24 protein-coding genes and 1 tRNA gene are annotated in these 25,932 nt (G+C 40.9%); 18 read left to right on the top strand and 7 right to left on the bottom strand.

Annotated elements, in window-relative coordinates; all coding sequences use genetic code 11:
- Positions 1–6: 6 nt before the first annotated feature.
- A complete protein-coding gene (locus tag NST31_RS04070; protein ID WP_236016915.1) occupies positions 7–252 on the bottom strand; it encodes a hypothetical protein in 246 nt (81 codons plus the stop codon).
- A gap of 267 nt (positions 253–519) precedes the next feature.
- Here NST31_RS04070 and NST31_RS04065 point away from each other — a divergent pair, with 267 nt between their 5' ends.
- From NST31_RS04065 to pabC, 4 genes are all read left to right on the top strand, one after another.
- Positions 520–1,767 (top strand): GTPase, encoded by a 1,248-nt coding sequence (locus NST31_RS04065; protein WP_339164017.1) that lies wholly within the window; start codon positions 520–522, stop codon positions 1,765–1,767.
- A 283-nt stretch (positions 1,768–2,050) separates the two neighbouring features.
- Positions 2,051–3,472 carry an anthranilate synthase component I family protein gene (locus NST31_RS04060; protein ID WP_339164014.1) on the top strand — a complete coding sequence of 474 codons (1,422 nt, stop codon included), beginning with the start codon at positions 2,051–2,053 and terminating at the stop codon, positions 3,470–3,472.
- Entirely contained in the window at positions 3,456–4,034 is a 579-nt protein-coding gene (locus tag NST31_RS04055; RefSeq protein WP_339164011.1) for an aminodeoxychorismate/anthranilate synthase component II, read from the top strand. The genes NST31_RS04060 and NST31_RS04055 overlap by 17 nt, the downstream gene beginning before the upstream one ends.
- A gap of 1 nt (position 4,035) precedes the next feature.
- A complete protein-coding gene (gene pabC, locus NST31_RS04050) occupies positions 4,036–4,881 on the top strand; it encodes an aminodeoxychorismate lyase (protein WP_339164008.1) in 846 nt (281 codons plus the stop codon).
- 41 nt (positions 4,882–4,922) lie between these two features.
- Here pabC and NST31_RS04045 read toward each other — a convergent pair whose 3' ends face one another.
- Together NST31_RS04045 and NST31_RS04040 are read right to left on the bottom strand one after the other, a co-directional pair.
- On the bottom strand, positions 4,923–5,069 hold the full coding sequence (locus NST31_RS04045; protein WP_171973772.1) for a hypothetical protein: 147 nt from the start codon (positions 5,067–5,069) through the stop codon (positions 4,923–4,925).
- A 125-nt stretch (positions 5,070–5,194) separates the two neighbouring features.
- A complete protein-coding gene (locus NST31_RS04040) occupies positions 5,195–5,341 on the bottom strand; it encodes a hypothetical protein (protein WP_171973773.1) in 147 nt (48 codons plus the stop codon).
- A 373-nt stretch (positions 5,342–5,714) separates the two neighbouring features.
- Here NST31_RS04040 and NST31_RS04035 point away from each other — a divergent pair, with 373 nt between their 5' ends.
- From NST31_RS04035 to NST31_RS04020, 4 genes are all read left to right on the top strand, one after another.
- Positions 5,715–6,233, top strand: coding sequence for a hypothetical protein (locus NST31_RS04035; RefSeq protein WP_339164005.1), 519 nt, complete (start codon positions 5,715–5,717; stop codon positions 6,231–6,233).
- 207 nt (positions 6,234–6,440) lie between these two features.
- Positions 6,441–8,450 carry a site-specific DNA-methyltransferase gene (locus tag NST31_RS04030; protein ID WP_339164002.1) on the top strand — a complete coding sequence of 670 codons (2,010 nt, stop codon included), beginning with the start codon at positions 6,441–6,443 and terminating at the stop codon, positions 8,448–8,450.
- A 16-nt stretch (positions 8,451–8,466) separates the two neighbouring features.
- The gene (locus NST31_RS04025; protein ID WP_339164000.1) at positions 8,467–11,430 is read left to right on the top strand and encodes a DEAD/DEAH box helicase family protein; all 2,964 of its coding nucleotides are present in this window, start codon (positions 8,467–8,469) and stop codon (positions 11,428–11,430) included.
- Positions 11,431–11,507: 77 nt separating this feature from the next.
- Positions 11,508–12,269, top strand: a complete 762-nt coding sequence (locus NST31_RS04020; protein WP_339163997.1) for a hypothetical protein — start codon at positions 11,508–11,510, stop codon at positions 12,267–12,269.
- Positions 12,270–12,388: 119 nt separating this feature from the next.
- Here NST31_RS04020 and NST31_RS04015 read toward each other — a convergent pair whose 3' ends face one another.
- The gene (locus NST31_RS04015; RefSeq protein ID WP_339163996.1) at positions 12,389–12,712 is read right to left on the bottom strand and encodes a DUF3784 domain-containing protein; all 324 of its coding nucleotides are present in this window, start codon (positions 12,710–12,712) and stop codon (positions 12,389–12,391) included.
- Between the two features lie 532 nt (positions 12,713–13,244).
- On the opposite strand from NST31_RS04015, the gene NST31_RS04010 reads away from it, so the two are divergent.
- Positions 13,245–15,341 (top strand): CocE/NonD family hydrolase, encoded by a 2,097-nt coding sequence (locus NST31_RS04010; protein WP_339163995.1) that lies wholly within the window; start codon positions 13,245–13,247, stop codon positions 15,339–15,341.
- A gap of 323 nt (positions 15,342–15,664) precedes the next feature.
- On the opposite strand, the gene NST31_RS04005 is transcribed toward NST31_RS04010, so the two are convergent.
- Positions 15,665–15,737 (bottom strand) — tRNA-Arg (locus NST31_RS04005).
- A gap of 167 nt (positions 15,738–15,904) precedes the next feature.
- Here NST31_RS04005 and NST31_RS04000 point away from each other — a divergent pair.
- The gene (locus NST31_RS04000; protein ID WP_171973774.1) at positions 15,905–16,048 is read left to right on the top strand and encodes a hypothetical protein; all 144 of its coding nucleotides are present in this window, start codon (positions 15,905–15,907) and stop codon (positions 16,046–16,048) included.
- Between the two features lie 82 nt (positions 16,049–16,130).
- Here NST31_RS04000 and NST31_RS03995 read toward each other — a convergent pair whose 3' ends face one another.
- Positions 16,131–16,892 carry an N-acetyltransferase gene (locus tag NST31_RS03995; protein WP_077109508.1) on the bottom strand — a complete coding sequence of 254 codons (762 nt, stop codon included), beginning with the start codon at positions 16,890–16,892 and terminating at the stop codon, positions 16,131–16,133.
- A gap of 1,821 nt (positions 16,893–18,713) precedes the next feature.
- Between NST31_RS03995 and NST31_RS03990 the strand changes: the two genes are divergently transcribed.
- From NST31_RS03990 to NST31_RS03975, 4 genes are all read left to right on the top strand, one after another.
- Complete coding sequence (locus NST31_RS03990; protein WP_077109511.1) at positions 18,714–19,484, top strand: VOC family protein; 771 nt, start codon at positions 18,714–18,716, stop codon at positions 19,482–19,484.
- A 107-nt stretch (positions 19,485–19,591) separates the two neighbouring features.
- Positions 19,592–20,032 (top strand): Hsp20/alpha crystallin family protein, encoded by a 441-nt coding sequence (locus NST31_RS03985; RefSeq protein WP_077109512.1) that lies wholly within the window; start codon positions 19,592–19,594, stop codon positions 20,030–20,032.
- A complete protein-coding gene (locus NST31_RS03980; RefSeq protein WP_139345525.1) occupies positions 20,016–20,306 on the top strand; it encodes a hypothetical protein in 291 nt (96 codons plus the stop codon). The genes NST31_RS03985 and NST31_RS03980 overlap by 17 nt, the downstream gene beginning before the upstream one ends.
- Before the next feature lie 205 nt (positions 20,307–20,511).
- Complete coding sequence (locus NST31_RS03975) at positions 20,512–21,717, top strand: iron-containing alcohol dehydrogenase (RefSeq protein WP_077109513.1); 1,206 nt, start codon at positions 20,512–20,514, stop codon at positions 21,715–21,717.
- 4 nt (positions 21,718–21,721) lie between these two features.
- On the opposite strand, the gene NST31_RS03970 is transcribed toward NST31_RS03975, so the two are convergent.
- Positions 21,722–22,306, bottom strand: a complete 585-nt coding sequence (locus NST31_RS03970; RefSeq protein WP_077109514.1) for a carbonic anhydrase — start codon at positions 22,304–22,306, stop codon at positions 21,722–21,724.
- Positions 22,307–22,559: 253 nt separating this feature from the next.
- On the opposite strand from NST31_RS03970, the gene queF reads away from it, so the two are divergent.
- The 4 genes from queF to NST31_RS03950 all read left to right on the top strand — a co-directional run bounded on the left by queF (position 22,560) and on the right by NST31_RS03950 (position 25,907).
- The gene (queF, locus tag NST31_RS03965; RefSeq protein WP_077109515.1) at positions 22,560–23,057 is read left to right on the top strand and encodes a preQ(1) synthase; all 498 of its coding nucleotides are present in this window, start codon (positions 22,560–22,562) and stop codon (positions 23,055–23,057) included.
- Between the two features lies 1 nt (position 23,058).
- A complete protein-coding gene (locus tag NST31_RS03960; RefSeq protein WP_077109516.1) occupies positions 23,059–23,694 on the top strand; it encodes a queuosine precursor transporter in 636 nt (211 codons plus the stop codon).
- Positions 23,695–23,819: 125 nt separating this feature from the next.
- Positions 23,820–24,353 (top strand): NfeD family protein, encoded by a 534-nt coding sequence (locus NST31_RS03955; protein ID WP_339163989.1) that lies wholly within the window; start codon positions 23,820–23,822, stop codon positions 24,351–24,353.
- A gap of 15 nt (positions 24,354–24,368) precedes the next feature.
- Positions 24,369–25,907: a flotillin family protein gene (locus NST31_RS03950; protein ID WP_077109518.1), complete on the top strand. Its 1,539-nt coding sequence runs from the start codon at positions 24,369–24,371 to the stop codon at positions 25,905–25,907.
- Positions 25,908–25,932 lie beyond the last annotated feature (25 nt).

The following is a 25,932-nucleotide window of genomic DNA, read 5'->3' as shown; positions in this document are numbered from 1 at the left end:
GCCGAATTAATGATTGTAGGCAAGCCTATTAAAGTAGGCTTGTTCTGTTCCAAGCTCGCGGTTCAGCAGAATTTCCATTGTTTCCAAATCCTTGCGGACAACGACAGGATCTTCGGAAGACCAATAAATGGTATAAATGAAATAATAGTCCTTGATCTGTCTGAAAATGACTTTTGAGTGGGAAAATGGATGAAACCTTGCCACAATATTGTATTTTTTTGAGTATGACCAATGTAAAAGCTCCATAATCATCGTTCCCTTCCTGTTCATTATAATCTTTTGATGAAGAAACAGAAATAGAAATGGTTCAATTACGGAAAAAGAGGGAAAATATAAATTGCAACTTCATTCAGTAGGCGTTTTCTTCCATCTCCTACTGAATGTTAGATGAACGAATCGGGCATTTAGGTGCCGTTTTCTCCCACTCAGACCTTTTGTATCAACCCAGGTTTTGAAGTGATGTAAATGGCACCTTACATGCGGGATAAATTTACATATTACAGATCGTGAGGGATCGAGATGGGCAATGACAAAAATTTTTTTTCTGTATTTAAAAACTTAAAGGATCAAGTAGATCGACTGCCAATTTCCGGCAACGCAAAACAAAAAATGAAATCCAAGATCTTTGAATTAAAGGAGCTTACAATCGAAGCGCGGGAACCAAGAATTGCGCTTGTGGGAAGAAGAGGAGCCGGGAAATCATCTCTCATCAATGCATTATTTGGAGAAAGGCGGCAAGTAGTCAGCCCGGTCCAGGCGGGAACTGGAAGGGGAAAATGGCTATGGTACCCTTCAGATGAAGACCCGAAGATCAGGCTGCTTGATTCCAGGGGGCTTGGTGAAAGCGAGAAGCCGCTTGAAGCAGCCGACGAAGATCGTGCGATAGATCAATTAAAAAAAGAAGTAAAAGCGGAGCAGCCGGATGTATTCCTGTTTTTAATCAAGGCAAAGGAAATCGATGCACGGGTGGAGGAGGATTTGCGGGAGCTAAACGACATCAGGGAGTTCATCCGCCAGGTTCACGCCTATGATGTTCCAGTCATTTGCATCGTGAGCCAAGTGGATGAGCTTGATCCGCCTTACTATAAAGAACTGCCGCTCGATGGGCATCCGGAAAAAGCAAAAAATATCAAAGCGGCCGTCAATTTGATGGAAAAACGCTTTAAGGAACATAAAATTCCTCTGATCACGACGATTCCAATTTGCACATATGCCGATTTTGACAAAGATGGAAATATCGTATACGATATGCGCTGGAACGTAGATGAGCTGGCCGCATATTTAGTCGACGTCCTTCCAAACGACGCCAAATTAAAAACGGCAAAAGCGGCAAAGGCGATCCCGGCTAAAAAAAAAGCGGCACAGAAGATCGTCGTCACGATGTCCGGTATGGCGACGATCATCGGAATTGAGCCGATACCGTTTGCGGATATGCCGCTGTTGACGGCACTTCAGGCGTTTATGATTATGGCGATTGCCTATATTTCGGGCAGGGAAATCAGCAAGGCCACTGCCGGCGAGTTTATCGGAGCGCTTGGAGTCAATCTTGGAGTGGCTTTTCTCGTAAGAGAAGGAGCCCGTTCAGCGGCCAAACTAATTCCCGCTGCCGGCAACGTCATTTCCGGCGCAGTGGCAGGTGGGGTAACGTATGGGATTGGTCAGGCCGGCATTTCATACTACATTGAAGGAAAAGATTTGAAAAAAGCAAAGCAAGCATTTGAGAAGGGAAAAAAGCAATTTCGAAAAGAACAAAAAAAAGAATCATAAACTATCAAATCTCCGCTTATGTTGCGGAGTTTTATTTTGCTTTACATAAAGTGAAACTTCATTCAGTAGGCGTTTTCTTCCATTCCTACTGAATGTTAGTTGAACCAATCGGGCATTTAGGTGCCGTTTTCTCCCACTTAGCCCTTTTGTATTCACTCAAGATTTTGAAGTGGGAGTCTTACGGCACCTTACATGCGGGATAATACTTGTACTCTATTAACGATGTACTATAAAATTTGAAGAAGACATTTATACTGACAAGGCAGGAAGTGATGACTGACAGATGGCAAACAGAAATGTGTTGTTTGAAAAAATCCCTTTTGATCAAGAAAGCTTTTTTCGCGCATATGTTCATTTGACCCGGAACGAGGATCGGCACGTATTATTGGAAAGCGGCAGGACCGGGCGGTTCAGTATTGCAGGCATTCGACCATTTGCCGAGGCAAGAGCGAATGAAAACGGTTTGGAGATTTTTCATCATGGTGAAAAAAAGATCATGGCAGGGAAGCCATTAGAGGAGCTTGAAAAGTGGATGAAGCCCTTTTCTTTTGCCCCTTTGCCGGAAATCCCCGATTTTCAAGGCGGAGCCATTGGTTTTATTAGCTATGATTACATAGAACATGTGGCGAGTATGCCGCAAATCGCCAAAGACGACTTGCGGCTTCCATTATTATATGTTTTGGTGTTTGACGAGTGGGCTGTTTTTGACCACGAGGAGCAGACTCTCTGGTTAATGGCATTGAAGCACGGACAGGCAGAGGAAACGATTACCCGAATGAAACATGAGTGGATGGAAGCTTCCAAGCCGGCCATTGAGGAATCCGTCTTTGACAAACCCGTAGCGGATGAGCAAGATATGCAAGTTTCCTTCACGGAAGAGGAGTTTAAGGCGGCCGTTCAAAAGGTGCAACAATACATTCAAGCTGGCGAAGTTTCGCAGGTGAACCTTACGGTGCGCCAATCCCAAAAAATAGCCGTTCCTCCTATACAGGTATACAAAGAATTGCGAAAGCTGAATCCCTCACCCTATATGGGGTATTTTCACACACCCGGATTTCAAATTGTGTCAGGCTCGCCGGAACTGTTAATCAAAAAACATGGCAAGCATGTGGGAACAAGACCGATTGGGGGAACGAGGCCCCGGGGTGCAAATGAAACGGAGGATCAAGCCCTGCAAGAGGAACTGCTTTTCAATGAAAAGGAGCGGGCGGAACATATTATGCTTGTCGATGTGGAACGGAATGATCTTGGGAAAATATGCGAATACGGAACTGTTCAAGTAGATGAACTGTTGGCCATCGAAAAGTATTCCCATGTCATGCATCTTGTTTCACATGTAGGCGGCGAGCTGTCCGCAGACAAAACTGTAAATGATGTCATCGAGGCCATATTTCCCGGCGGATCGATTACAGGCGCGCCTAAAATTCGCACAATGAAAATCATCGAAGAATTAGAACCAATAAAACGCGGGGTCTATACAGGATCACTTGGCTGGATTGGCTTTAACGGCGATCTCCATCTCAATATTACGATCCGCACGATGGTAATCAAAGAACAAATGTGCCATGTACAAGCCGGGGCGGGAATTGTCATTGATTCAGATCCGGCGGCGGAGTATAGGGAATCATTGAAAAAAGCGGAAGCCCTTTGGAAAGCAAAGGAAGCGGCAGAGAAAAGAGGGATTAGCGTTGATACTGATTATTGATCATGATGATTCATTCACATATAACATTGTCCAGATGATTGGCGCTACGGGAAGAGAAGTGGCGGTCATATCAGCTCATGCGTCCATCGAAGAAATGGACAAACTGGCTCCTGACTCTATCATTCTTTCATCAGGAGCGGGTATTCCCGACAAAGAGGGCACAACGGTAAATATCATCCGCCATTTTTTAGGGAAAGTTCCCATCCTTGGCATTGGATTTGGACATTTGGCGGTTGCCGTAGCTTTTGGAGGTGAAATTGGAGGTTCACAATATGTGCTGCATGGGAAAACATTAGAAATTCATCATGACGGGAAATCCGTTTTTGCCGGACTGGATCATCCGTTCCAAGCAACATGCTACCACTCACTTCTTATCCAGAAGACAGACTTCCCAGCTTGTTTGGAAGTGAGTGCACAAAGCGAAAATGAAGAAATCATGGCTATCCGTCATAAAGAATGGCCAGTCGAAAGTGTCCAGTTTCATCCAGAATCGATCATGACCCGGGAAGGAAAATGGATTATTTTAAACTTTCTGAAATCAATAGAATTGGTTGTGAAATAACATGGTTTTATTTTTAAATGGGAAGTTTATCAAAAGGGAAAACGCCGTTATTTCCCCCTTTGATCACGGTTATTTATACGGATTGGGCGTCTTTGAAACGATTCGTACTTATGGCGGGAAGCCGTTTTTATTGGAGGAGCATATAGAAAGGCTGAATCATGGATTAGAAGAGCTGGAGATAGACAGATCATTTACATCAGGAGAAGTAAAGCCGATTATCCAGGAATTATGCCTGATAAACGGCCTCCCCGATTCCTACATCCGAATGAATGTATCTGCGGGAGAAGGTGACATCGGGCTGCAAACCGCGCCATACATCGATCCAACTGTTATTATTTTTCAAAAATCGCTTCCCCCGCTCATTCCCCTTCAGGAAAAAGAAGCGGTCATTTTAAAACTGCGGCGCAATACACCGGAAACGGAAATCCGGATGAAGTCCCATCACTTTTTCAACAATGCTGCAGCGAAAAGGGAGCTGGGGCCTGACCGCGATAGGGAAGGAATTTTTCTGACAAGAGAAGGATATTTGGCAGAGGGCATTACTTCCAATCTATTTTGGGTAAAAGCGGGTGTGTTGTACACACCCTCCCTGGAAACAGGGATTTTAAACGGAATTACACGGCAATTGATATTAAAGCTGGCTAGATCCGCAGACATTCCCGTTATAGAAGGCTTGTTTAAAGAAAATGTCCTGCAAGAGGCGGATGAAATATTTTTTACCAACTCCATCCAGGAAATCGTCCCTGTTCACAAGTTCATGAAATGCAAACTGCCGGGGAACAAGGGAGTCATAGTCGGGCGGCTTTATGAAAAATATAAGGACGCTATATCAAAGATGGATAAATAGAAGAGAAAAAATCTCCTGCGGGCTGCAGGAGATTTTGATTTCTAATTTTCATGATGTAAATCTTTAGAAGGGGGCCGATCGACTTTCCTGGCATCTTCAAAATCAAGGGCAGAACCGATAAAAAATACGAGTCCTCCGGCAACTACGGCTAAAAAAACGACCAGTCCAATCAAAACCGATAAGTCCAACGTTGTTCCCTCCCAGTTTTGTGATCGTTTAGTACAATCATTACCCCGTTTGCTAATAGAATAAACATCATATTCCTAATTGTCAACTTATTCTTAAAAATATTAGGACAATTATGCGGGAGGTATTACTCATTCTCTTTCTGTTCATCTGAAGGGGAGGAATCAATTGTACGTGTGTCATCAAAATCCAACACAGTACGAATGTAATAAATAAGAAATCCCGCTATAGCCGCCAACACACCTGTTAATCCAATTGTAATCCATAATTCCATGAGCATTCCTCCTTGGTACAATATGTATGCTTGCCGCCGAATTACATTCATCATAAAAAAATGCGTTTCAGTTTTGTATCGTTTGCCGTGGGCCTTTGCGATGATGATGATCGACCAAGGTACAAGACAGAGGGATTCTATCACAATCTGCCGCTCCATCTAAAACGACACACTCGGCTGTCAAGCTAGCAACATCAACAAGCCGTTCGCGGGAAAATAAAGAAAAGGAACACGACAGGGCTGAATAAAATGGCGGAAATGTTCATTCAATTGCTCAACCTCCTAACCGTCCTCGAGACGATAACCGTTTATAGATAGTGAGCCATGATTAAAAAGCAACGCAATGTTTGTTAAAGCGGGAGTCCTGGCGATCATGATAAATAAAAGAGCGCCTTGTAAAAGCGCTCAAAAAATAGTTCTTCTCTTTATTGATTTCATGATGCTCTTTAATACATATGATGGTGGTGGTGAGGGTGGGCATGGTGCATGGAATAGGGATGTATCCCCTGATGTTGAAATTGCATTTGATCCAATTCATATCCATGATGATGCCAATGGTGGTGCCCATGGTGGTGGCCATGATGATGATGCCCGTGATGGTGCATTGGATATCCGTAATGATGCATTGGATAACCATGGTAGCCATAATGATGCATGTAGATCACCTTCCTTGCTTTGTGTTTATACACCATATGACCCAGGAAAAAACATGAAACCTATTTTTCGTAAAATGGGTATTTGTCTAGTGGTTTTGTTAAACGATGACAATCGTTTAGCAATCGCAGTGAAAAAACCTATTCTGGACCGAAAGATGAAAGATAATTCCGAATTCCATTTAGTCATAACCGAAAGCTGGTCTCAGAGGCACGGACCCATTTACGAAGCCCGGTAAATTTGGTTACCTTGGCTACATTCTTTTGTACGCTCCCTTCGGTCCGCTACCGCAAACTTATATTGACAGCCGTTTATGGTTGTATAATAAAAATAATACGCATTTGTTGTTTAAAGCAAATTATTGTTATAATGAAATGCGAACGGACATTCTCACTGATGATATATTTTACAATAAGAACATCAATTAATAGGGGCGAATACGCTAATGTCTATAGAAAAACTCAATAAACCCGAAAGGTCTGATCAAGAAAGAATAGATGTATTAAAAGAATTATTTCCAGAAGCTTTTACTGATGGAACTTTTAACCTGGAAATATTAAAAGAAGAATTACATATCCTGGATCTTTCTTCGGAAAAAGACGGCTTTTATGAGTTAAAATGGCCCGGAAAAGTGGAAGCTAAAAAACTGGCTGCAAAACCATTTACAGGTTCACTTTATCCTATGAAACATGAAGGGATAAACGTTGAAAATACCAGAAATATCTTGATTGAAGGAGAAAACTTGGAAGTTCTCCGCATACTGCAAAAAAGCTATAGAGAACAAGTGAAGTTCATATACATTGACCCCCCCTATAATACCGGGAATGATTTTATTTACGAAGATGAATACAAAGAGTCTGTACAATCATATTTATTGAAAACCGGACAAGCGGACGAAGAAGGAGTGTTAACGAGCAATCCCAAGTCGAGCGGCAGATTTCATACTAATTGGTTAAATATGATGTATCCGCGTTTACGGTTGGCAAAGTTTTTGCTTAAAAAAGAAGGAGTTATCGCCATACATATAGATGAACACGAACAGAGCAATCTGGAATTGCTGATGAATGAAATATTTGGAGAAGAAAATAGACTTGGACATATCATTTGGGATAAGCGAAATCCCAAGGGGGATGCTACGGGCATCGCTTATCAACATGAATCCATATTAGTCTACGCCAGAAATAAGGATTATTTGCTGGCAAAACATGAAATAAAAAGACCCAAACGAAACGCTGAAAAAATGATTCGAAAAGCGAAGGAGCTATTCAGCAAGCTTGGCAAGACAAGTTTGCCGGATGACCTTCAAGAAGTGGCCCAAAAATATACATTACCCAAATCGATTCTGGAAGAACATATCAAAGAATATGATTTGGACGCTGTGAATGAAGAATATAAAAAATGGTTACAAACCCAAGATGATCTATCGGGCGGAGAAGCCGCTTATAAATGTATTGATGAAAATGGGGATGTATATCGTCCAGTTTCAATGGCTTGGCCAAATAAAAAGCAGGCTCCTGACCATTATTTTATTCCATTGATTCATCCCCAAACTAAAAAAACTTGTGCGATTCCTCAAAGAGGCTGGAGAAATCCTCCCTCTACAATGAGAAAATTATTGGAAGAAAATAAAATCCTCTTTGGGAAAGATGAAAAAACAATACCAAATAGAAAATATCTTTTAAAAGAATATTTATATGAAAATATCCCATCCATCCTCAGGTATGGCGGAAGCGACGTTGATTTGTTTAACAAGCTGGGGCTGCCTTTTGAAAATCCAAAGCCTTATAGATTCGCTATGGACATGATACACTTTTTTACTGAGGAAGATGATATCATATTAGATTTTTTTGCGGGATCAGGCACAACGGGTCATGCAGTCTATGAATTAAATGAAAAATATCATACCCGAAGAAGATTTATTTTGGTTCAGGTTCCCGAAGAAACAGCCAAAAATTCGGCAGCTAGAAAATCCGGATTTAACACTATTTCCCAAATAACAAAGAAAAGGTTAATGGAAGCCGCGACATGTATAAAGCAAAGGGGAGCCGTTTCTGATTGCGGATTTAAGGTTTTTGGTTTAGGGAAAACAAATATTAGACAATGGTCTGATTTTGACGGGGATCGTATTGAAGAATTGGAAGAACAGTTTGATTATTCACCGCTCGTTCCAGGCTGGAATGAAGAAAATGTCATAACCGAACTTTTGTTAGTTCAAGGTTTTCCCCTTGATAGCAATAGGGAAGTTTTAAAAAATGTGCGGTACAACAAAGTGTGGAAGATTACACATGACCGCGTCGACTACAGTTTATATATATGCCTGGACAAGAAGCTGGAAGAACATACAGCCAATGATCTTATCCCATTCAAGGGGGATGTTTTGATTGTATTGGACGATGCCGTAACCGACACATTAAAAATGATCTTATCTGAAACGTTAAATGTAAAAACACTCTAAAAAAGGAAGAGTATCATTGGGACAACATTTGAAAATAAAGTTTGATTCTGAACAACAATATCAACTTGATGCGATCAATAGTGTTGTAAAGCTTTTTGAGGGAGTACCGACACTTGATAACGTTGATTTTTGGCCAACCCATATAGATGATAAAATCGTTAGTAATGCGGGCTTGGATGAACAATTGGATCATCATCTTCTGTTGCACAACCTGCAACAAGTCCAACAGAAAAACAATCTTGAAAAGAGAGGGAGCGAAATCTCGCTTTCTTCCAAAATAGAACTCGATGAAGGACCTCTTCTGAATGGCATTCACCATGACCAACATATTGCTATTCCGCATTTTACAATCGAAATGGAAACCGGCACCGGAAAAACATATGTTTATGTAAGAACCATCCATGAATTACATAAAATCTATGGGTATAAAAAGTTCATGATCGTTGTGCCGAGCATAGCCATTTATGAAGGTGTGGTAAAAACAATTGAAATGACAAAATCCCATTTTGCGTCATTGTACGATAATGAAGAAATATCTTTGATTCAATATGATGGCGCTAAATTGGGCAGATTGCGCGAGTATGCCGAAACCCCCTATCTATCTGTCATGATCATGACAATGGATTCGTTTAATAAACCTTCCAATAACTTTTATAAAATGACCGAACAATTACAAGGTGATAAAAAGCCCATTCATTTTGTCCAAGAAACGAGACCTATCGTTGTATTGGATGAACCGCAAAATTTTCATACAAAAATAGCCAAGGAAGCCATCCGCACACTAAAACCTTTATTTGTCTTAAGATATTCGGCGACCCATAAAGAGACGCCCAACTTATGTTATCGTCTTACGCCAATAGATGCTTTTAGAAATAATCTTGTGAAACAAATTGAAGTGATCGGCATATCTGATTTGGAAAACTTCAATGTTCCTTTAATCCGGTTAATGGATATAGTTCGCCAGCCAATAGCGGCAAAAGTAAAAGTGAATGTATTGGATAAGGGAATAAAAAAGGAAAGAGACATCTTGTTAAGACAAGGTTCTGATCTAGAAAAGATCACCGGATTACAAGATTATGCCGGATTGAAAGTGACGGAAATCCAGTATGGCAAAAAAGACGAACATAAAAAAGTTTCGTTTGAAAATGGGTTTGAATTAAGTTTTCATCATGCACTTGCATCTAAAGAAAGTATTTTTCGAGCACAAATTGAAAAAACGATTGAAGTGCATATGGCTAAACAAGAGGAATTGAAAGAAAAAGGAATTAAAGTGTTATCATTGTTTTTTATCGACAAAGTGAAAAATTATACCGGTAAAGAGGCTCTTATTAGAAGGTTGTTTGATGAGTGTTTTAACAGATTAAAGACGAAATTTCCTTCTTTTTCCAATATGGAGCCGAGTGAAGTCAGAGAAGGTTATTTTGCAAAGCCCGGCAAGACGGCGAGTGATGATGAAGCGGTTGACACGAATGGCCGCAATCAAACCGAAAGAAAAATGGAAAAAGCCGCTTTTGAATTAATTATGAAGAAAAAGGAACAATTACTTTCTTTTGAAGAACCGGTCTCTTTTATCTTTGCCCACTCTGCACTCAGAGAAGGTTGGGATAATCCGAATGTGTTTCAAATCTGCACATTAAATCAAACTGTTTCTAACATCAAAAAAAGGCAGGAAATAGGAAGAGGATTACGATTGGCTGTAGACCAAAAAGGGGAGAGGCCTGCGGAATATGAAATGAATATCCTCACGGTCATCGCCAATGAAAGTTATGAGAACTACGTGGCAAGTTTGCAACATGAATATGAAGAAGATGGAAATAAACCTCCTCAGAAGCCAAAAAAGCCGCGGCAAGCCATTGTTAAACGCAATGACAGTCTATTTCTTTCTTCAGAGTTTCAACATTTTTGGGCGAAATTAAATCAGAAAGTAAAGTACGAAATAAACATTGATACGGAAAAGCTCATCAATCAATGTGTGAAAAGGTTAAATGCCACCAAGTTCCCTGAGCCTAAAATGGAAATTTCCCGCGCCAAGTTTATCATGCATCAATATAAGATAGCGTTAAGGGAAACCCGGGGTGAAAAAGCACATATCACCATTGTGGTTCAAGATTCCACCGGCAATCGTTATAAGAGAAATGAAGCAGTTCAGGAAGGGGACAGTCTTTATAAACTAGTAAATGATATCCGATTGAAACATTACATCGTTAAGAAAATCAATTATAGCAGCAAAAGTGAGGAACAATCTCTTACATTTGCCAATGGGGAGATCCTCACAAAAGAAAGTCCATTCATATTTCACACTGAAAAAACCAGTCATATTGAAAAAAGCCAAACAAGTGTTTTTAGTGAAAAATACCCCATACCCAATTTTATAGAGAGGGCGGCAAAAGAAACAAATTTAACAAAAAAAACGATCATAACGATATTTAAAAAAATGGATCTTGAAAAAAGAAAGCTTATATGGATAAACCCCGAGGGCTGGATTCGTGAGTTTCTATCCCGGATTCAGGAAGTTTCCCGTAATCACATCGCCGAAAACATTGAATTTACGGTAATGGCGGAGCCATTGTATGATGTAAATGCAATATTTCCTGTCACTGGCAAGTGTCCGCAGAAGCAGTTGATCGCGGGCGGGATAAACAGCTTATATGATAAAGTGCAAGTTGATTCAGATGTTGAACGTGACTTTATGTTGAAACGAGTCATCCCTGATGCTGACAACACGAAGCTTTATTTTAAATTCCCGCCCCATTTCAAAATAAAATTCCCAAAAGTGATTGGCAATTATAAACCCGGCTGGGGAATGGTCAGATTAGAAAAAGAGGGAGAAGTAAAGCTTGAATTCATTATAGATTTGAAAGGCGGTCTGAATATTTCCCAAGTCAAATGTGCTCAAAAATATTTTGGCAAGCTGGGTATCAATTATGGGGTTGTTGATCAAACAGTTCGTGATTGGTGGGAAAAATCACGTATAGAATAAAATAGGAAGAGCAGGAAAATTCACCCTTAGTGACGAATCATGTCTAAGGGTGTTTCTATTTTAAAGGGGGGTATTCAATGGGAAATTATTATCATACAAATGCGATTTATCGTTATTTGGACGAGAATCCTCATCCTTTATTCAAGTTTCCAAAAGGCAATATTTGGGCGCTCATATATGGAGATAAGGATACGTTTCATCCCAAAGTATTGATTTTGGCGGCTGGAGTGAAAGCCGATGAACCATTGTCGAACAGCTATTACGAAATGTATGCGCTTTTAAACCAGATCAGCCACCGATCAGGGGTTCCGTTTGTCACAATTCTTTTTAGAACAGATGTTACACAAATAACAGAAGTCGCTATGGCAAAAAGAGATGGCAACTTTGCCAACATACCGTTGCCTGAGTTAGCCAAGAAACTGCAATCGTTTCATTTGGAAATGAATCGTAATCCTACAAAAAAAGCGATTAATAGCGAATCATCCAGCGCATACATGAATTGGCAGAGAGGAAATCTCGGAAATCGAATGATTGCGGTTGATATAGACATGTTTAAAATCTCGCGTCAGGACGTTATTGAGCGCTTTTACGAATTAAAACGATCTTATTTTACCCTAAATCAATGGCGGCCATTTTTAGCAGATTACAATAATTTCAGGGTAGTAAGTAAACTTGCGCAAATGAGCGATATACAATTCGATATTGTATATAATAGAAAAACAAAAAACCCTTGTTTTGACGATCCCAGTCAAGTGAGAGTGTTTCATGTTCATTATGATCAAGACATTGTCATATCAGATGGCAGATGCATGACAATACATGATTTCATGAATGATTAGAGACATCTCATGTATGGAGATTTTTATTATGTAAAAGCTTTAAATAAGAGAGTAGAAAATACACGATAACTCCGAGTTTATTTCATTCCACCTGATTCAAAAATGAAATAAATCGAAGGTTAAGCTTTCTTTTTGAATCTGTTGCCTGTATTTAAGTACACCAAGGCAAAAATAATAAGAGTAAGAAGTAAAATAAGACCTATAATCAACAACACTTGTTTCCCTAACACCTCACTTAATGTCAACAATAAGATGCTTAAGCAAACGCCAAACATGATTTTCCCCATAAATTTGCACAAAGCCACTTCATCGTATTGAGCTTTTTCACTGTCAGACATTGTATTATAACCCGCAATCAAAAATGCTCCTTTTCCTCTTGACAATATGATAGCGAAAATGAAAAACGAAATGAAAATAATGATGAGAATGATAGCTTCAAACATAACGGCACCTTCCTTTGCTTCATATTGAATGCAATACTCATGATTGATTTGAATAAGAGTACCAGAAATGCTATAAACGGGTTCTATCCCTTAACCTCCAACTAGCAATTTGATCATGAAATCGACCATTCGCTTTTCGCAACAAGTGGAAGTAGCGAGAACCTGGCTGGTTTCGGTACGAAGCAAAGTCTTTGGGCCATTTCTTCAATCTAACAGCTCTACAACCATGCATTGATTTCATCATAACGCAAAATAGCAAGTTGTGGAAAGGTGTGAAAATCATCTTTTTAAAATATTTCATCAAACAACTTATACAGAAGCTTGAAGGTAATCCTTTTTCTAATGCCACAAAAGGACGACCTCTTTCAAGAAGAAGGTTTTTTGTTTTGACAATATGGCTTCAGCTAAGTGGCGATCGCTCGTTAGCCTTGCCATTGTAGGGTCATCGGTTCGGTGCTTGGGAATTATTTATGGATTGGCGTACATACTTCATTAAATGTATCATCGATGCCTAAAAATAGGAGGAGATTAAATGGCGACCTATCTGTTATATCGGTCAGGAATTCATGATGCGACATTGACATTTCATAGTGACGGGATCTTATTTCGAGAAAGAAACGTTATGACAAACGAATGGGATGATCAGGTAAGCGTAACGGACACACAAACAAAGGCACTGGAAGATTACTACCATATAAATCCGCGAGAGATTTGGGAGCGTCTGGATGAATACAGGAATATTTTTCAAACAGAAAAACAGCAGGTAGTCACGTCCTGGGGGGCTGTTTATCAAAGACTTGAGGAAGATAAAATCGTATGGGTTGAAAGAAAGAAAAAGTTTCCGCTCGATATAGTGCTGGCAGATGGAGAACCAGTTGCCTTTATATGCCCTTCGAGGATCAATTGCAGTGTTTTGGTTAAGGAAGGATATGAAGCAAATACACCTATAAAACTTTGGGATCACCCAAAAGTATCGAAAGCAACATACGGTATTGAACATCTCGGGAGCTTTATGGTGGCTATGAGAGATGAAATTAGATTGGCTACAGATGTATGGGTTCCAAGTAAACTTGAGGGACCAAAGCCGGTTATTTTAGTGAGGACGCCTTATGGACGAATGATATACAAACGATCGTATGTGGATTTCATTCAACGTGGTTATGTCGTCGTTATCCAAGATACGCGAGGAAGACAAGATTCAGAAGGTGAATGGCTACCGATGTATTCAGAGATAGAAGATGGCGATGATACGTTAAATTGGATTGCCGAGCAATCTTGGTGTAACGGAAACATCGGGATGATCGGTGCTTCTTATGGCGGGTATGTTCAATGGGCTGCCGCAGCCAGTGGCAATCCTCATTTAAAGGCCATAGTCAGTATTGTTACCGCCGGAAGTCCTTTTATCGATATTCCCAGAAAAGGGGGCACCTTCGTATCCGGCACGCTCGCTTGGGTCTTTGCAATGGTGGAAAAAGAATTTAAGCCGGAAAATATGCATCGTACAGATTGGGGTAAAGTTTTGAACATTCGGCCATTACGAGATATCCCGAAAAAGGCATTGGGAAAAGAAGTCCCTTTTTGGAACGAATGGATGGCACACCTTGCGAAAGATGATTTTTGGACAAAGTCGGATTGGTATCAATATAAAGCAAATATTAAGGTGCCAGCCATGATCGTATCAGGATGGTATGATGATAACGGGATGGGAACGACGGAAGCGCTGGAAGTAGTACAAGACTATGCCGACAATGATAAGAAGATTATTCTCGGGCCGTGGATGCATGATGCAAATACGACTCGTGATATCCAAGGCGTTGCTTTCGGTAATAATGCGCTTCGTTATGATATCGATTTTTACTATTTGCAATGGTTTGATCGGAAACTAAAAGGAATAAATAATGGAATTGATGGCGGCTCAATCGTCGAATATTATGTTACCGGTGAAAACAGATGGGTGACAGCCAAACAATGGCCTCCTGAAAATGTTGAATGGACTAATATGTATATAAGCAGCAAAAGCAGTGCCAAATCTTCCTATGGGGATGGTACTCTATTGTTCGATTCATCTGTCCAGGAGGGGTATGATGAATTTGTATATGATCCGGAAAACCCGGCTCCGCACTTGATTGATCTATCGGAAAATGAAATTGGCGTCCCGGCCAATTATAAAGAAGTGGAAGAAAGAGAGGACGTACTAGTTTACACTTCCGCACCTTTGGATAAACCAATAACGATTGCCGGGGACATTTATGTGAAAATATTCGCCTCCAGCTCTGCCAAAGATACGGATTGGATTGTTCGCCTAACAGATGTTGACCCGAAAGGCAATTCTATTCAACTAGTGGATGGTGTGTTTTGTGCCCGATTCAGAAAAGGTTTTGAACGAGAGATTTTGCTTGAACCAAATAAAGTGGAAGAATATGTTATTCGCACATCGAAAATAGCCAATACCTTTAAGAAAGGACACCGGATTCGTTTAACGATAACTTCCAGTGCGGATAACTATATTTTTCCAAACTCCAATACCGGAAAAGATCCTGCAACAGATATTGATTTCCTAAAGGCCAAACAACGAGTTTATCATCAAGGGAACCATCTGTCATATGTGCAATTGCCTATCATTAAATAAAAACGACAAGGATTTCATTAAATGCGATTTAATCGTCAGCTTCGAGTATTCCTCATAAAAGAGAGGTTTTTTATGAAATCTCCTGTATGTTATCAATTAGCCTGATGAGACGATTTTTTGATCCACTTGTTCACGATCCTGAATGAATATCAAAATGTGAGTGAGTTCAACTTTGTTTCTAGCATTATTGGCTTAAAACACAAATGTTGGTTTTGACCGTTTTTAGACGAAAGGTGACCAATACGTGCCACTTTGTCAATGGTAACAAAAAAAGCAAGGGAGCATAAACGCTGAACCCCTTGCTGTTACTGGCTTTTTAGGTACGGCCCCGGCAGGAATCGAACCTGCGACGCACGGTTTAGGAAACCGACGCTCTATCCTCTGAGCTACGGAGCCAAGTTGTTATTCATAAATGACCTTTTCTATTATAATACACATTATCTTTGTTGAAAAGTCCAAAATGATATATACTATAAAATAGACAAACGGAAAAGGATGTACATCCTTGCTTTTCAGTTGTGCGCAGATGAAAAGCGGACAATGTATGGGTGGAGGAGATGTTTATGCAACTGGGCGTACTCATTGGCTTGTCTATCCTTCTTGGTGTTATCGCCGTATTTTTAATATACTTCCTTGGCGGTGCGCTAGATTCGGAAGATTCCAAAAAAATAGATGAGCTACCTTCTGATCAACAAAAAAGTGGCTGATCAAAAACCGCCTGCGGTATAATATTGCAGGCGGTTTTTTTATATAATATGATCTTCAAATCTTCTATTGGTCGGTTATGGACTAGCCGGCTGCTAATAGTTTTGTTAATAATTTGTCAAATTTGTTTGGACTGATGATTTCGTGTGTAATGTATTTTCCATTATAGAACAAACCAAATGTTGTCCAGATTGTCGGTGCATTTTGTGCTTCCTCTTTAGTGGTTATCCTAACAGTTTTAAAAGGGATTCCTTTGTTTTCTGCTATTTTTCCCAGCTCGTCCAATATGCCAACAGCAAATGGACACTGAGCGGTGTAATAAATGGATATGCCTTCGTCATCGAAGAAAGTCTTTAGTTGTTTTTTAAAAGAAGGTAAAACAGCTTGTTCATTCCATCTCAATGCCACTAACTGGAAATAAGGTTCTGTTTGGTCCGCCAACTCAAAACCCATATGTTCAAAGAAACGTTTATCGCTTAAATATGGATATTTTTTCTTTCCCACAATGTGCACAATCCCATCCATGCCACGATTAATCGCATCTTCTTTGCAATGTGCTAGCAATTGCTTGGCATATCCGTTATTTTTATGGCGGCCTGAAACCCACAAGCAGTTGATATACATATAATTTGGTGCACCAATAGGAACCCATGCCATTTCAGCAGGCAAGTATTCTATAAATACTTTTGCACGCTCATCTAAACGGTAAAAAACTAATCCTTCTTCCATTCGTTCTGTCAGCCACTTCTTTTTCTCACTTACTGCGTGTTCGTACTGTTTTGCCCCTAATGCGCAGCATATATGTTCGGATTCGATATTCCTTTTTGTTATTTGAACAAATCCCATTGTTCCATCTCCAAATTCATTATTATAGATTGTGATTTTCTCTAAGACGTATGTTACTCCTATTATAACTTTGCCCGATAATGGAAGCAAACATCATATGGAGTCACGCTGTGAAATGGACAACTGTAATGATCATGAAGCTTGAATTTGCCGCAAAGATGATCGGAAGAGCGGAGCAAAAGGGACACTGGTTCATGATGCCATAACGGATCCCAGTCATGCCCCTAAACAAAGTAATGACGTTAAGACTTTGATAAAAATGTGGTGACAACCGGCAGAAAGAGCAGGCAAAAACAACATGCTCTTCAGCTTCAACAAATGCCAGAGCAACGAAACCCTGATTGAAAGCAACCTAAAGCAACATGATTTGAAGCTCGCACCATCATTGAAAGAAAATGATTGGAAACAAAAAATTGTTGTTGGAAGTCAGGGAACGAGCGTGGCTGCCGGAGAGAAAAAAGCAGGAGATTCTTTGCGTGGTTTTCTCGAAGAAAAAAGAGACTAGATAAAATGAAGAGGGCGGCATTACCCAACAAACGGGCCATTGTTTAAGAAATGTATGAGAAGATGATTATATTCAGCGGAATTTCATAATGAATCACACTCCTTTTGGTTGAATCACTTAAAGGGGTAACTTATCGACAACTATCTATAATTTTTGTCTACTCCTTTCTTTAAAAACATTCTTGTAAACTAATTATTGGAAATAATCGTACTATTAATGCAATATAAATCTTAAGGGATTAGTCAAATTATTTCGCGAATAAAAAAGGATGTTGTAAATGAAAATCAAGGTTACATTTTTGATCATTTTTCTCGTTGTTTCCGTTTTATCCCGCATGTAAGGTGCCGTAAGCCTCCCACTTCAAAATCTTGAGTGAATACAAGAGAAAACGGCACCTAAATGCCCGATTGGTTCAACTAACATTCAGTAGGAGATGGAAGAAAACACCTACTGAATGAAGTTTCACTTTATCCCGCATGTAAGGTGCCGTAAGCCTCCCACTTCAAAATCTTAAGTGAATACAAGAGAAAACGGCACCTAAATGCCCGATTGGTTCAACTAACATTCAGTAGGAGATAGAAGAAAACTCCTACTGAATGAAGTTTCACTTTATTTGCTTACATATTTTTGTTTGCTTATAAACAGAAACCACTTACTTTTGTGGGGGCAAGTGACAATTGGAGTATACACTATGAAGTGAATGAAAAAAATGGCTGTCGAGTAAGCAGTGGATACATTAAATATGTTGGGAACGGATCTATTCCAGAGGTGTTGGAGTACTCTATTTATCGTTCAACAGGAACAGTTCCATTAGAGAAAAATGGCGTTTTTACGTTACCGTATAGTGGGTGTACTGACGTAAGCAAGAATTCGGATATTAAAGCAACCATAAAATGGGATCATCAATCAGAAACGATACCCTTAACAATCCAATGATATTACTGAAGAGGATATATAGGCCATTTCAAAAATTGTGTACGGTAGGCTTATTGCCAGCGAGGTTGCTATAAAATGATCAAGCCTATTTAAGGAGATTATGTATAATGGCCTATTTGGTTGCGAATATACTCTGGCCTGCGGTAATGAGTCCGTTTTGAGATATGATACAGAGCCTAAGCACATTGTTCCGGTATAGATAGCAGGTGGCGGTACAAGATTGGGAAAGGGACGCATCAAAAAACGGCGCTACATCAAGGATTTGTGGATTTTGAGGAGCCAGCAATTCGTAATTGTATCTCTTTTAAGCTTTCTCTCGTCGTCAATCTGTCCTTATAAACTCTGATACAATGATAAAAAAGTAAAGGAATGGTGATTCAATGGCTGCATTGGTTTTTGACCATATCGTTCATTTTATTGACCGCGATCCGTCAGCGGCCATTTTTGAATGGAAGAAACACGGTCTTCATGCTGTGAAAGGGGGATCGCATCTTCAATGGGGAAGCTGGAACAGTTTGCTCTACTTCGGGCTTTCATATGTGGAATACTTGGCGATAGAACATGATGCGATTGCTCGAACTTCCAGCAATCCTTTAATACAACAAATGAACGAAGATTTACAGAAAGGGGAAGGATTCGGAACGATCTGTTTTAGAACGCATAACTTACTATCGCTTCGTGAACGGCTCGTTGCTTCAGGTTTTACACCCGGAGAAATAGTAAACGCGGAACGGATAAGAGAAGACGGAACGATGTTGCGGTGGAAAATGATGTTTGTGGAAACTCCATCTTTCACGGTCCGCTATCCCTTCTTCATCCAATGGGAACAGGATGATTCGGACAGGTTCAAAGAATTTTCTGAGCGGGGAATGATCCCGGAAAAACAGCAACATTTACACGTAAACAAAATTGATTATGCTGTCCCATCACCTGAAGAGTACGCTGCTCATTGGGGAAAATTGCTGCAATCGCCGGAACCATCTGTTGTTTTAGATGAGTTTTACAAGAAAGAGGCCATTTTGCTTCAGGTAGGAAACGTGGAATTGAAGTTTATACAAGGCAAAGCAAAGCGTCCGATCGCTATTCATGTAAATCATTTTAACATTAAAAAATCAATCGAACTGTTTAACGGCCTTTATGTATTTTACTAACTGAACGATCATTTCTTATGTTTCATTTGTGTTGACATCGGGTAAAAGAGAATTGAAAGGCTCTCTGCCTTTTTCCATGAATAACTAACATGGGAGGAGATGGAAAAATGTCTTTAGTACCATTTGACCCTTTTCGCCAACTGGACAATATGAGGAGAGATTTAAATCGGTTATTTTCGACGGACTTTGGGATGGACAGGGAGTTCGGCATACCGAAAGTGGATGTGTATGAAACGGAAAACGAAGTGGTAGCCACATGTGATCTTCCCGGGCTGGAAAAGAAAGATGATGTCCAGATTCATATCAATGATCAGAACACGCTGACGATCAGCGGAATCATCCAACGCTCCAATGAGATTAAGGAAGACAGAATGCACAAGCAGGAGCGTTTTACAGGTCGCTTTCAGCGGACGATCCCTTTGCCGTCACCGGTATCGTTGGAGGGCAATGCAAAAGCCACCTATAAAAATGGGGTACTCGAAATTCGAATGCCGAAAATGCAAGATGACGGTCAAAACAGAAACAAAATCGATGTTGATTTTCATTAAAATAGAAGCCGGAGGAGCAGCCTCCGGCTTTTTCTTTATTTACAATGGGAAAGTCTGGATTTTATTCGTACAACAACAGCCTGGTGTTTCCCAGCTTCAGCATATTTTTCAAGGGTGTCGATCACAAAGTCGTTTTGACGTACTAGTGCAGGAGTGCAAGCGACTCGACTTGTCAAAGAAAGCTAGGAACAACATCATCATCGTACGAGAAAAAGCGCAAGCTGTTTGTGGACGTTGCTGCTGGGCCTTGCCAACAGACCGCTTTCGATCTTGAGCTCTGTTTTCGTTTCTTATCAGTGAAGTTTAAAGGCTCCCAAACTAAGAATGCCCCGTCGGCATGCTCCAAATCTTATGGGCCTAACCCACCCGTTTGATGTCATTGCCTATGTTCCCGGTACTTCGCTAAACGGCCACTTGCGCTTTTCTTGTGAGAAAGGTTAAAATATTCAGTATATATTCAAATTCAGGGAGGAAGGTAGATGTATACATACGCAAGCTTTTCCATGCCGCCTGTTATTATTTACGGAAGCCATGCTTTTGAAAAAGTGGGTGAACTAACAGCAGAGAGAGGAAAGAAAGCACTTATTGTAAGTGATAGGATCATGGAAAAGCTCGGAAATGTGGAAAAATGCCGGCATTATTTGACATCCTCCGAAATATCCAGTGTTTTATATCTCGATATCGATTCTGAGCCGACTGATCGCTACGTGACCGAGGCGCTCAAACTGTACATCGCTCACGATTGTGACGTTATTGTCTCCCTTGGAGGAGGCAGCTGCATTGATACAGCGAAAGCGGTCGGCGTTTTGGCAACAAACGGGGGCAATATTGGGGATTACATGGGTGGAAAGAAGCTTGCAAAAAATGCGCCCGTGCCCCATATCGCCATTCCAACGACAGCCGGTACAGGCTCGGAAGCAACAGATGCGACAGTGATTACGAATACTTCCAACCACGTCAAAATGATGATAAAACAGCCGGCTTTTATGCCTGCGTGTGCCATTGTCGATCCTATTTTAACGGTGTCATCACCGAAAAATGTGACAGCCGCTACAGGAATAGATGCTTTAAGTCACGCCATTGAAGCATACTTATCAAAAAAAGCGCATCCCATGACAGATATGTATTCGTTGTCGGCGATGAAACTGATAGTGGAATATATTGAAAGCGCTTATCGCGAAGGGGACAATATCGCTGCACGTGAAAAGGTGTCCTTGGGTTCTTTGCAGGCTGGGATTGCTTTTTCCAATGCTTCGGTTTGTTTGGTTCATGGCATGTCCCGGCCGATTGGGGCCTTGTTTCATGTTCCGCACGGCATTTCCAATGCCATGCTTCTCCCGGCCGTATTGGAGTACAGTAAAGATGCCTGCGTTGACAGGCTCGCAGATTTGGGAAGAATCTTTGAAAGGGACAAAGCCTTCACCAATGAAGAGGCGGCTGAAGTGGCTATTGCCTCGGTGAAAAAGCTTTGTGCCCGGCTGGACATTCCCAACCTGAAAAGTTGGGGAATAGAAGAGGGGACCTTCAGACAATCCTTGGCCAAGATGGCGAAGGATGCGATTGACAGCGGCAGTCCGGCCAATCATCCAAAGGTGCCGAGTGTTGAAGAGTTAATGGAGCTTTATATGGTTTGTTACGATTATCCGTTTGCAGTGCAGGAAATCAGTGGCAAACCGCTTCATTAATCCATTATGTTTGGTCATTGGCTTTTACATTCTCATAACCATTGACGACCAAATCAAGCTTGCCTGTAACGGGATCAATCACGAGCCCGTGAACCGGAATTTCACCCGCCATTAATGGGTGATTTCGAATCATATTGACACTGTGTTCAACGCTTTGTTCCACGCTGTCAAACCCTGTCAGCCATTCATCCAGGTTGATGCCGGCGTTTTGGATAATATCCAATGTGTCCTGTTTAATGCCGCGAAGTTTCATTTTCTCTAGAACTTGATCACTTTCGATAGCGCTCATGCCGCAATCGTGATGACCAATGACATAAACTTCATCCGCCTTTAATTCATAAACGGCAATAAGCAGGCTCCGCATAATACTTCCAAATGGATGGGTGAGAATAGCTCCCGCATTTTTTACCACTTTTACGTCACCGTTTTTCATATTCATTGCCTTATGGAGCAATTCAACGAGGCGCGTGTCCATGCATGTTAAAATAACAAGTTTCTTATCTGGGAATTTTGTTGTTGCATAAGCTTCGTACATTTTTTCTTCAATAAATGTTTGGTTGTATTTAAGGATTTCATTTAATAAGGACATGATGATCTTCCCTCCTAAGGCAATATTGGATTGAAATATAAATTCATTTTACAGAAAATGATGGTGAAAAAAAAGTTTGACGTTCTGTTTTGCATTTTGTATGATGTTGGAAGATATGTTGGGAGAGGTTCATAGCGTCAACCCTCTATAAAAAACTATGGCTAATAAGAATCGCCATATCAGTTAGATATGGCTTTATTTTTTGCCCATAAGTTGAACCTCCTCCCAAAAACTATTTAGGGAGGCTTTTTTTATGACTGAAAGACAGGAAGATCGTTTAAAAGATTTGAAGCTCTTGGGAAACAAGGAAACGAAATACTTATTTCATTACTCACCGGAAGTGTTGGAGGCGATTGATAATTTGCATGTAAACCGCGACTATTTTATTAAATTTAACTGTCCGGAATTTACATCACTGTGCCCTCAGACACACCAGCCGGATTTTGCCACGTTGTATATCAGTTATATTCCGGATACAAAAATTGTGGAGAGCAAGTCGTTAAAATTGTATCTGTTCAGCTTCCGGAATCATGGAGATTTTCATGAGGACTGTGTCAACATTATCATGAACGATTTGATTCAATTGCTTGATCCTCGATATATTGAGGTGTGGGGGAAGTTTACGCCAAGGGGCGGGCTTTCGATCGACCCTTATTGCAATTATGGAAGGCCGGACACGAAATACGAACAAATGGCCGAATATCGCTTGATGAATCACGATATGTATCCTGAAAAAGTGGATAACCGCTAAAATGCTTTTTTATTTAAACGGAGCGTTTGTCGGCCTGTTGGTTTTGTCCAATATATTGGCGGTAAAACTGATTAGCATTGGAAATTGGGTCGTCCTGCCGGCCGCTGTGATCATTTATATCTTTACTTATCCGATTACCGATACGATTACGGAAGTATATGGAAAGGAAGCTGCAAAGCAAACAGTGATGGCGGGTCTTATTACGCAAATATTGGCGGTTATTTTTATATATGTCGCGATCAAGCTGCCCGCGGCACCTTTTTATCAAAATCAAGCTGAGTTTGAAGCCATTTTTACTTCTGGATTCCGCGTTACGATTGCCAGCTTGGTTTCCTTTCTCATCAGCCAAAATTTGGATGTGGCATTGTTTCACAAGTTGAAAGAACGGCACGGGGATAAAGGTCTTTGGATTCGGAACAATGCATCAACGATGACGAGTCAGCTGGTAGACACAACTATTTTTATTACAATTGCCTTTTACGGAACGATGCCTGTCGGGGCACTCGCCGGGCTTATTTTGACCCAGTATTCCTTTAAATTTGTAATGGCCATTTTTGATACGCCATTCGTTTATTTGCTCGTCCGCTTGTGCAGACGAGAGTTTCAAAGAAAATCGTCACTCCACAAATTTTCATGAGGAAAAATAAAAACTTTTGCAAAAAATGAAACGAATGACTAATCAATTACGTATATAGATTATCGGAATGATAGAAAAGGTGGGATGTTCAAAAAAATAAAATATGATAAAAGGAATGAGTGTCGATGACTCTTTTTGGTATGCCGATCGAGACGGTTTATTTAATATTATTAATCGTTTCAGGAAGTCTAAGCATTTTATATTTATTATTTGGAGATGTGCTGGAAGGAATTGGCGAAGTTTCCCCTTTTCTCCACCCTGTTCTCATCTTTGCTTTTATCACTTTTTTCTCAGCCGGAGGATATATTCTCGAAACGACCACGCCTCTAAACAGCATGCTGATTGTGGGAATTGCCGCTTTTGCCGCTCTGCTTTTGGATACCCTTCTTAACGTATTTGTACTGATTCCACTATCTTCTGCTGAACAATCGTTAAGTTATACGGAACAATCATTAGAGGGAAGAATCGGGAAAACAATCATTCCTATACCGAAAGAAGGATACGGGGAAGTCATTATCGACAGTTACAGCGGAAGTATTTCCAAGCCTGCAGCCAGCTTTGAGGAAGCTGCTGCAATTCCAGAAGGAACTGAAGTGCTTGTCGTTGAAGTAAAGAATGGTGTTTTATATGTTGTTCCTTACAAGAAAAATTTTACATAAAGGGGGAATAAAGTAATGGGAGTTGGCGTTTGGATTGTTGTCGGCATTGTTATTTTCATACTGGTTGCCTTGCTTGCTATCATCATCACGAAATACCGTACGGCGGGTCCGGATGAAGCTTTAATTGTAACAGGAAGCTATTTGGGAGGGAAAAATGTTCACGTCGATGATGCGGGTAATAAAATTAAAATCATTCGTGGCGGAGGAGCTTTTATCCTTCCTGTTTTTCAACAGGCCCAACCATTAAGCCTTTTATCGAGCAAACTTGAAGTAACAACACCTGAAGTTTATACAGAGCAAGGCGTGCCGGTCATGGCAGATGGAACGGCGATCATTAAAATCGGCGGCTCCATAAGCGAGATCGCAACCGCCGCTGAACAATTTTTGGGAAAAACGAAAGAAGAGCGCGAAAATGAAGCGAAAGAAGTATTGGAGGGACATCTCCGCTCCATCCTCGGTTCCATGACAGTCGAAGAAATTTATAAAAACCGCGACAAATTTTCCCAGGAAGTACAGCGGGTAGCTTCACAAGATTTGGCCAAAATGGGATTGATCATCGTCTCATTCACTATCAAAGAAGTTCGCGATAAAAATGGATACTTGGATTCACTTGGAAAACCCCGAATCGCCCAAGTAAAACGGGACGCGGATATCGCAACGGCCGACGCGGAAAAAGAAACGCGGATTAAGCGGGCGGAAGCGGCAAAAGAAGCAAAGAAAGCGGAGCTTGAAAGGGCGACGGAGATTGCTGAAGCGGAAAAAATCAATCAATTGAAAATGGCCGAGTTTCGGCGCGAGCAAGAGATTGCCAAGGCGAGCGCGGACCAAGCGTATGATCTTGAATCTGCCCGCTCCAAGCAGGAAGTAACCGAACAAGAAATGCAAATCAAAATTATTGAACGTCAAAAGCAAATAGAATTGGAAGAAAAAGAAATTTTAAGACGCGAACGTCAGTATGATTCTGAAGTGAAGAAAAAAGCAGATGCCGATCGTTATGCGGTTGAGCAAGGAGCGACGGCCGAAAAAATGAGACAAATTGCTGAAGCGGATGCCCATAAATATCGGGTGGAAGCTACCGCTAAAGCAGATGCTGAGCGCGTTCGGCTAGATGGAATCGCCAAAGCGGATGCCGAGCGAGCGAAAGGGGAGACCGAAGCCGAAGTGATCCGCCTGAAAGGGATTTCCGAAGCGGAAGCAAAACGCAAAGTGGCGGAAGCTTTCGAACAATACGGACAGGCGGCAGTTCTCGATATGGTTTTGAAAATGCTTCCTGAATATGCCAAACAAGTCGCCGCCCCTCTTGGAAATATTGATAAAATTACCGTTGTTGATACAGGCGCAGGCGGTGATGGCGGAGCGAACAAAGTGAGTGGGTACGCCACAAATCTGATGGCCACGATGCAGGAGACACTGAAAGCATCTTCGGGAATCGATGTGAAGGAACTTTTGGAAAACCTTTCCGGCAAAAATACGTATGACAGCCTGGTCGGAGGGACATATGATTTGAGAGGCGCGAAAGAAGAAACAGAAACCACTCAAGGGGAGACTGTATAACGCATAGAAACCATGTTACGGAACT

Origin of the sequence: Siminovitchia sp. FSL W7-1587, assembly GCF_037963795.1 — a bacterium.
GTDB lineage: Bacteria > Bacillota > Bacilli > Bacillales > Bacillaceae_C > Siminovitchia > Siminovitchia thermophila.
Note: the sequence above shows the minus strand (reverse complement) of the source record. Positions and strands in the feature narration are given on the sequence as shown.